Origin of the sequence: Micromonospora maritima (assembly GCF_902825405.1) — a bacterium.
Taxonomy (GTDB): Bacteria; Actinomycetota; Actinomycetes; order Mycobacteriales; family Micromonosporaceae; genus Micromonospora; species Micromonospora maritima.
Genome location: NZ_CADEAU010000274.1, coordinates 1 through 7,265, shown reverse-complemented (window position 1 = coordinate 7,265; position 7,265 = coordinate 1). Strand labels below are relative to the sequence as shown.

Here is a 7,265-nt window from a genome sequence, read left to right as displayed (position 1 = left end):
GGCGTCCCGGCCGGCCAGGGCCGGGCGCCGGAACCGCGGGCGGGCGACCAGGAGGAGCCCCCACGCGGCCGGCGCGGCGGCCACGTCGATCAGGGCATGCGTGAACATGCCGGCCAGGCTAGCGGCGGGCCGCCCCGCCCGCGACGGGATTTCTACAGCTCGACCGTGCGGCCCTGGGCCCGGGCGGTCTCCGCCGCGTCGAGCACCGCCACCACCTCGCGGCCGAAGCGCACGTCGCAGCGGTGGTCCCGGGTGCCCGCGTCGACCTCCTCCAGCAACTGGTCGAGCGCGGTGCCGAACGCCTGCAGGACACTGCCGTCGCCGGGCGGGACGCTCTCGGTGCCGTTCTCGCCGAAGAACACGAAGTCCCGGGCGACCGCCTCGGCCGGCGCGTCCAGGGTGAGCGAGAGCGAGCTGGTCGCGCCGCCGTCGTGGGTGAGCAGGAGATGCACCAGGCCGCTCGGCCCGTCCATCGCGGCGACCCGGGTGACCCGACCGAGCACCGGCAGGATCAGCGACAGCGCGTGCGGGCCGATGTCCCAGAGCGCACCCCGGTCCCGACGCCACTGCGAGTCGCCGTACGGGTTCCCGGGCTGGTAGATCGAGGCGAACATGGTGGCCCGCGCGTGCTGCCAGCCGCCGGCGGCGGCGGTCGAGGCGAGGAAGCCTGTGACGTTCGGGTGGAAGCGCTGGGTGAAGAAGACCACCGAGGCCACCCCGGACGCCTGGGCCGCGTCGACCACCCGGTCGGCGTCGGCCAGGCCGAGCGCGAGCGGCTTGTCCAGCAGCAGGTGCCGCCCGGCGGTGGCGGCCCGGACGGCGATGTCGGCCTGCACGTCGGGCGGGAGCGCCACGGCGACCGCGTCGCAGGCTTCGAGCAACGCGTCGACCTCGGTGAAGGCCGGTACGCCGTGCCGGGTGGCCAGCTCCTGCGCCTTCGCCGGGTTCCGCCCCCACACGCCGGCCAGTCGCGCCCGAGGGTGCGCGTCGATGGCCGCGGCGTGTGTCTCCGCCGCCCAGTGACCGGTGCCGAACAACCCGAACCGCACCCCGGACCCCCTGCCGTCGTCGTCGGCCGCCGGCGTACGCCCGGGGCCGTGATCCACGCTAGTCGCCCGACCCGCCCGGCGCGCCTCGACCCGGCGGGACAGCCGCTACTACACGGATTAGTAGACTGGGCCGGTGAACGACACAGCGTCGATGACCGGCGCCGCGGCGGCCGGCTCGCCGGTGGACGGGATCCTCGCCACGATCCCGATCGTGCTTTCGCTGGCGGTCGCGGTCTGGGCCCTGGTGGCAGCCGTGCGTCAGCAGCCACCGGACCGGATCCAGTTCGTCGGCCTGGCCGTGCTGGAGGTGGCGCTGCTCGCGCTGACCGTGGTGGCGCTTGTCGCGCTCGGCGGGGGCGACCGGCCGGGCGAGCCGGGCGCGTTCTTCGGCTACCTGGTGACGCTCGTGTGCCTGCCGCCGCTGGCCTGGGTGCTGGCCCGGATGGAACCCACCCGCTGGGGCTCCGCGATCGTCTGTGCGATCTGCCTGGTGACGCCGGTCGTGGTGGTCCGGCTGCAACAGACCTGGGAGGTCGTGGGTGGCTGAGACCCGGGCGCCGGAACGCGCCACCAACCGGGGGCCGGGCCGGCTGTTGATCGCGGTCTACATCCTGTTCGCCATCGCCGCGACCTCGCGCGCCGGGCTGCAGATCGCCACCAGGTTCGGCGAGGCGCCGGTGGCGTACCTGCTCTCCGCGCTGGCGGCGCTGATCTACATCGTGGCGGCGGTCGGGCTGGCCCGCGCCGGCCACGCCGGCCGCCGGGTGGCGCTGGCCTGCTGCTCGGTCGAGCTGGTCGGGGTCCTCGCGGTCGGCGTGCTGAGCATCGCCGACCCCGAACTGTTCCCGGACGAGACGGTGTGGTCGGACTTCGGCAGCGGCTACGGCTACATCCCGCTGGTGCTGCCGGTGCTCGGTCTGTGCTGGCTCTGGCGCACCCGGCGCGACCCCGCCTGAGCGGGGCCGCGCCCGGGGCAGCGGTCAGTCCTTCGGGCCGCCCGCGACGTAGATGACCTGGCCGGAGACGAACGACGCGCCCTCGCTGGCCAGGAACGAGATGGTGTGCGCGACGTCCTCCGGGCGGCCGGGACGGCGTACCGGGATCTCGGCGGCGGCGTGCTGCTGGAGCGCCTCGAAGTCGACCTTCATCCGCGCCGCGGTCGCCGCGGTCATGTCGGTGACGATGAAGCCCGGCGCGACCGCGTTGACGGTCACCCCGAACGGGCCCAGCTCGATCGCCAGCGTCTTGGTGAAGCCCTGGAGGCCGGCCTTGGCGGCCGAGTAGTTCGCCTGCCCCCGGTTGCCCAGCGCCGAGGTGCTGGAGAGGTTGACGATCCGGCCCCACTTGCGCTCGACCATGTGCTTCTGCGCGGCCTGGCTGAACAGGAAGGCGCCGCGCAGGTGCACACCCATGACCGTGTCCCAGTCGGCGTCGGTCATCTTGAACAGCAGGTTGTCCCGGAGCACGCCGGCGTTGTTGACCAGCACGGTGGGCGCGCCCAGCTCGCCGGCGACCCGCTCGACGGCGGCCTCCACCTGGGCCCGGTCGGAGACGTCGGCGCCGACGCCCAGCGCCCGGCCGCCCGCGGCGACGATGCCGTCCACGGTCTCCTTGGTGGCGGACTCGTCGATGTCGACCACGGCGACGGCCATGCCGTCGGCCGCCAGCCGGCGGGCGGTGGCCGCGCCGATGCCGCGCGCGGCTCCGGTCACGATGGCGACGCGGGGCTCCTCCGACATGATTACCTCCCGGTAACTTGGGGTCGATCGAAGGAGCCTAACCCGCGCACGCCGCCGTCGTCAGAGGCCCTGGCCCCGACAGAGCCGGATCCAGCGGTAGCCGTGGCCGGCGAGCTTGAGCCGGTCGAGCTTGCCGACCTCCTCGTAGTTGCGGTCGGTCAGCACGTCGATCGGCAGGTCCGCCTCCGCGGCCAACGTGCTCAGGTCGACCTCGACGTCCTCGGTGCCGAGGTTGTGCAGGAAGACCATGGTCCCGGTACGCCCGTCGGCGCGGTGCGCGAGCACGCCGGGAGGCATCGGCACGTCGATGTGGGTGGTGCTGCCGGAGCCGACCTCCGGCGCCTCCCGCAGCGTGCGGATCATCCGCTCGAACCAGCCCAGCAGCGAACGCGGGTCCTTACGCTGGGCGGTGACGTTGACCTGCTGGTAGCCGAACTCGCCCTTGTCGATCACCGGGCGGACCAGCTTCTCCGGCTCGGCGGTGGAGAAGCCGGCGTTCTCCTTGTACGACCACTGCATCGGGGTGCGGATCGCGTCCCGGCCGTCCAGCGCCAGGTCCTCCCCCATCCCGATCTCCTCGCCGTAGCGCAGCACCGGCGTGCCGCGCAGCGAGAACTGGAGCGCGTACGCCAGTTCGAGGTGCCGGCGGTCGTTGCCGAGCATCGGGGCGAGGCGGCGGCGGATGCCCCGGCCGTAGAGCTGCATGTTCTCGTCCGGACCGAACGTCGCCAGCACGTCGTTGCGCTGGTCGGCGGTGAGCCGGGACAGGTCGATCTCGTCGTGGTTGCGCAGGAACGTCGCCCACTGGCCGCCGGTGGGCAGCTTCGGGGTGTCGCGCAGCGCGTCGATGATCGTCTCCGGGTCCTCCCGCGCGAGGGCGAGCATCAACCGGCCGTTGAGCATGAAGTCGAACAGCATGTGGATCCGGTTGCCCGAGCCGCTGCCGTCGCCGAAGTAGACGGGCAGTTCCTCCGGCTCGACGTTCGCCTCGGCGAGCAGGACCGCGTCGCCCCGGCGCCACTGCACGTGCTGACGCAGGTCGGTGAGGAAGTCGAAGTCCTTGGGCGAGTTCGGGTTGCCCGGCTCGGTGCGCTCGATGATGAACGGCACGGCGTCCATCCGGAAGCCGGAGACGCCGAGCTGGAGCCAGAACGAGGTGATCTTCTTGATCTCCGCGCGGACCTTCGGGTTCTCGATGTTGAGGTCCGGCTGGAACTTGTAGAAGCGGTGGTAGTACCAGGCCTTGGCGGTGCGGTCGTAGGTCCACGTCTCGTGCTGCTCGCCCGGGAACACCATGCCCTGGTGTCGGTCGTCCGGCTCGTGGTCGGCCCAGACGTACCAGTCCCGGTACGGCGAGTCCGGCGAGGAGCGGGCGGACTGGAACCACGGGTGCTGGTCGGAGGTGTGGTTGACCACCAGGTCGATGATCACCCGGATGCCGTGGTTCTGCGCCTGGTGCAGCAGCTCGGCGAAGTCGCCGAGGGTGCCGAGCCGCGGGTCGACGTTGTAGAAGTCGGTGGCGTCGTACCCGTCGTCCTTGTTCGGCGAAGGGTGGATCGGGTTGAGCCAGATGCAGGTCACCCCCAGGCGGGCAAGGTAGTCGAGCCGCCCGATCAGGCCCTGGAAGTCACCCACCCCGTCGCCGTCGGAGTCCGCGTACGTGTCGACGTCGAGGCAGTAGACGACCGCCTCCTGATACCACCTGTCACCCATGCGGCAACTACTTCTCCGAACGGCCGCTTCCGCAAACCCGCTACGGTGCCCCCATGAGCGACGAGGCTTCCGACTGGTCCGCAGGCGTCTGGCTGAACCCGCCGGAGCGGGCGGAGCCGGTCGACGGCGGCCTGCTGGTGGAGCCGCGTGGCGGCAGCGACTTCTGGCGGCGCACCAGCTACGGCTTCGTGCACGACGACGGCTCGGCGCTGCTCGCGCCGTTCCCCGTGGACAGCGCCGTCGAGGTCTCGTTCCGCCTGGACTACGCCGCGCAGTTCGACCAGGCCGGCGTGTTCGTCCGGGTGGACGAGCGGCGGTGGACCAAGGCCGGGGTCGAGGTGAGCGACGGCGCTCCGCAGGTCGGCGCCGTGGTGACGGACGAGTTCTCCGACTGGTCGGTGGCGCCGGTGCCGGACTGGACGGGGCGGGACGTGACGGTGCGGGTGAGCCGCGCCGGGGACGCGCTGACCGTGCGGGCCCGGGTGGACGGGGAGCCGTGGCGGCTGGTCCGGGTCGCGCCGCTCGACCCGGCGGCCGACGCGTCGGCCGGGCCGTACTGCTGTTCGCCGAGCCGGGGCGGCCTGGTGGTCCGCTTCACCGGTTGGCGGCGGGGGCCGGCGGACGCGGCGCTGCACCAGGAGACCTGAGCCACAGGTGTGGGTGAGGCGGGTCCGGGTACTACCTCCGGATCCCCGGCAACCCTGTGGAAGGACCGCTCATGGCCCTGGCCCAAGACGTCGACCCGAACCAGTTCACCGGGCTGACCGGCTGGGTGGCCAGCGTGATCGACTCGTTCGGCGCGGTGGGCGTGGCCCTGTTGGTGGCGTTGGAGAGCATCATCCCGCCGATCCCGAGCGAGATCGTGTTGGCGATGGCCGGCTACCTCTCCGCCGAGGGCCGGTTCAACGTGGTGCTGATCGTGCTCGCCGCGACGGCCGGGTCGCTGCTCGGCGCGCTGGTGCTCTACTGGCTCGGCGCGGCGCTCGGTGAGGACCGCCTGAAGCGGTGGCTGGACCACATCCCGCTGGTCGACCTGGAAGACCTGGAGAAGGCCGACCGGTGGTTCGAGCGGCACGGCCGCTGGGCGGTGCTGATCGGCCGGGTGGTGCCGGTGGTCCGCAGCCTGGTGTCGATCCCGGCCGGCGCGAACCGCATGCCGCTGGGCGAGTTCGTCCTGCTCACCACGCTGGGCAGCGGGGTGTGGAACGCGTTGATCGTCGGCGCCGGCTTCGCCCTCGGTTCGCGGTGGGAGGACGTCGACAGGTACAGCCAGTGGTTCAACTACGCGATCTTCGCCGTCTTCGGCATCATGATCGTCAGCTGGGCGGTGAAGAAGGTACGCCGGCGGCGCGCCCGGCGGCAGTCGGTGACCGCCGGGCGCTGACCGGCCGCCTCAGCGGCGGAACGTGAACCAGTTGACGTTGACGAAGTCGGACGGCTGGCCGCTGTTGAAGGTCAGGTAGACCGTGTGCCGGCCGGTCACCGCGCCCACGTTGCCGGGCACCGACCGCCAGCTCTGCCAGCCACCCGTGTTGCCGACCGCGAAGCTGCCGATCGGCGGCGCGGTCGGGCTGTCCACCCGGACCTCGACCAGTCCGCTCACCCCGGCCGCCGCGCCGGAGGCCACCCGGGCCACGAAGTCGCGCGGCGGGGTGGAGCCGAAGTCGACGTTGTCGTAGCGGGCCCAGTCGCCGTTGGCCAGCCAGCCGATGTCCTGGCCGCCCTCGGCGCACGTCTCCACCTGCACGCCGTTCTGCGCGTTGAACGACTCGGCCTGGATGGTGGCGTAGGCGTCCCGCGCCCCGCCCGGCGGTGGGGTGGTCGGGGTCGGCGACGGGTTGCCCCCGCCGCCCCGGGTGTAGGCCGCCACGTAGTCGACGAGCATGGGCCGGCCGGAGACGGTGGCCGCGGTCGGCGTGGCCGAGCCGGCCACGCCGTCCGGGAAGCCGCCGCCCATGGCCACGTTGAGCAGCATGAAGTAGCCGGCGTGGTTGGTCATCTGCCCCCAGTACGGCTCGCCGACCTGGTTCTGTCCGACGGTGTGGAAGAGCTGGCCGTCGACGTACCAGCGCAGTTGCTGCGGGCTCACCGAGGCGTCCCACTCGAACCGGTAGGTGTGGAACGCCGACTGGCAGGTGCTGCCGGGGCAGGCCCGGGACGCGCCGATGCCGTTGAACTCGCCGCACGGGCCGCCGGGCGCGACGCCGCAGTGCAGCACGCCCCAGACCGAGTTGATGCCGTTGACGTTCTCCATCACGTCGAACTCGCCGATGCCCGGCCAGTTCTGGTAGTTGCCCCGGTAGGGGGAGCCGAGCGCCCAGAACGCCGGCCAGTAGCCGGCCGCCGCCGCGCCGGTGACGTTGGGCATCTGGATCCGGCCCTCCAGGGCCAGCACGCCGCCCGCCGGCGGCTTGAAGTTGGCCCGTACCGTCTCGATCCGGGCCGAGGTCCAGCGGCCGGCGGCGTCCCGCAGCGGCGTGATGCGCAGGTTGCCGGCGCCGTCCTGGGCCAGGTTGGCGGTGCTGGAGGTGTAGGTCTGGATCTCGCCGGTGCCCCAGTTGGCCGGCCCGCCCGGGTAGCTGGTGCCGGTGTCGATGATCCAGTTCGCGGACGAGGGCAGCGTGCCGGCGGCGCCGGTGAAGTCGTCGCTCCAGACCAGGCTCCATCCGGAGGGCGGAGCGGGCACGGCCGCCTGCGCGGTCATCGAGACGCCGGCGAGCGCGGTGGTGGCGGCGAGCGCGGCGGCGGCCAGGGCGAGCCGGCG

General features: G+C 72.6%; 7 protein-coding genes and 1 pseudogene. 4 read left to right on the top strand and 4 right to left on the bottom strand.

The annotated features are described in order from the left end of the window. Positions 1-152: 152 nt before the first annotated feature. A complete protein-coding gene (locus HUW36_RS21460) occupies positions 153-1,049 on the bottom strand; it encodes a Gfo/Idh/MocA family protein (RefSeq protein ID WP_174529813.1) in 897 nt (298 codons plus the stop codon). 151 nt (positions 1,050-1,200) lie between these two features. Between HUW36_RS21460 and HUW36_RS21455 the strand changes: the two genes are divergently transcribed. After that, on the top strand, positions 1,201-1,596 hold the full coding sequence (locus tag HUW36_RS21455; RefSeq protein ID WP_174529812.1) for a hypothetical protein: 396 nt from the start codon (positions 1,201-1,203) through the stop codon (positions 1,594-1,596). Further along, positions 1,589-2,057, top strand: a pseudogene (locus HUW36_RS21450) (hypothetical protein). Before HUW36_RS21455 ends, HUW36_RS21450 begins: the two are co-directional and overlap by 8 nt. Here the strand turns inward: HUW36_RS21450 and fabG are convergent. Continuing rightward, a complete protein-coding gene (gene fabG / locus HUW36_RS21445; protein ID WP_174529810.1) occupies positions 2,030-2,788 on the bottom strand; it encodes a 3-oxoacyl-ACP reductase FabG in 759 nt (252 codons plus the stop codon). The pseudogene HUW36_RS21450 and the gene fabG overlap by 28 nt on opposite strands. Before the next feature lie 60 nt (positions 2,789-2,848). After that, positions 2,849-4,501 (bottom strand): alpha-amylase family protein, encoded by a 1,653-nt coding sequence (locus HUW36_RS21440; RefSeq protein WP_174529809.1) that lies wholly within the window; start codon positions 4,499-4,501, stop codon positions 2,849-2,851. 53 nt (positions 4,502-4,554) lie between these two features. On the opposite strand from HUW36_RS21440, the gene HUW36_RS21435 reads away from it, so the two are divergent. After that, positions 4,555-5,148 (top strand): DUF1349 domain-containing protein, encoded by a 594-nt coding sequence (locus tag HUW36_RS21435; protein WP_174529808.1) that lies wholly within the window; start codon positions 4,555-4,557, stop codon positions 5,146-5,148. Positions 5,149-5,219: 71 nt separating this feature from the next. Then, a complete protein-coding gene (locus HUW36_RS21430) occupies positions 5,220-5,885 on the top strand; it encodes a DedA family protein (protein ID WP_174529807.1) in 666 nt (221 codons plus the stop codon). Between the two features lie 9 nt (positions 5,886-5,894). Here HUW36_RS21430 and HUW36_RS21425 read toward each other — a convergent pair. Continuing rightward, positions 5,895-7,265: carbohydrate-binding protein (locus HUW36_RS21425; RefSeq protein ID WP_174529806.1), on the bottom strand; the 1,371-nt coding region annotated here is incomplete at its 5' end.

Excerpts from the sequence above, each read along its gene's own strand:
- HUW36_RS21455 (WP_174529812.1), top strand. The coding sequence starts at position 1,201 with ATGACCGGCGCCGCGGCGGCCGGCTCGCCGGTGGACGGGATCCTCGCC.
- fabG (WP_174529810.1), bottom strand. The coding sequence starts at position 2,788 with ATGTCGGAGGAGCCCCGCGTCGCCATCGTGACCGGAGCCGCGCGCGGC.
- HUW36_RS21440 (WP_174529809.1), bottom strand. The coding sequence starts at position 4,501 with ATGGGTGACAGGTGGTATCAGGAGGCGGTCGTCTACTGCCTCGACGTC.
- HUW36_RS21435 (WP_174529808.1), top strand. The coding sequence starts at position 4,555 with ATGAGCGACGAGGCTTCCGACTGGTCCGCAGGCGTCTGGCTGAACCCG.
- HUW36_RS21430 (WP_174529807.1), top strand. The coding sequence starts at position 5,220 with ATGGCCCTGGCCCAAGACGTCGACCCGAACCAGTTCACCGGGCTGACC.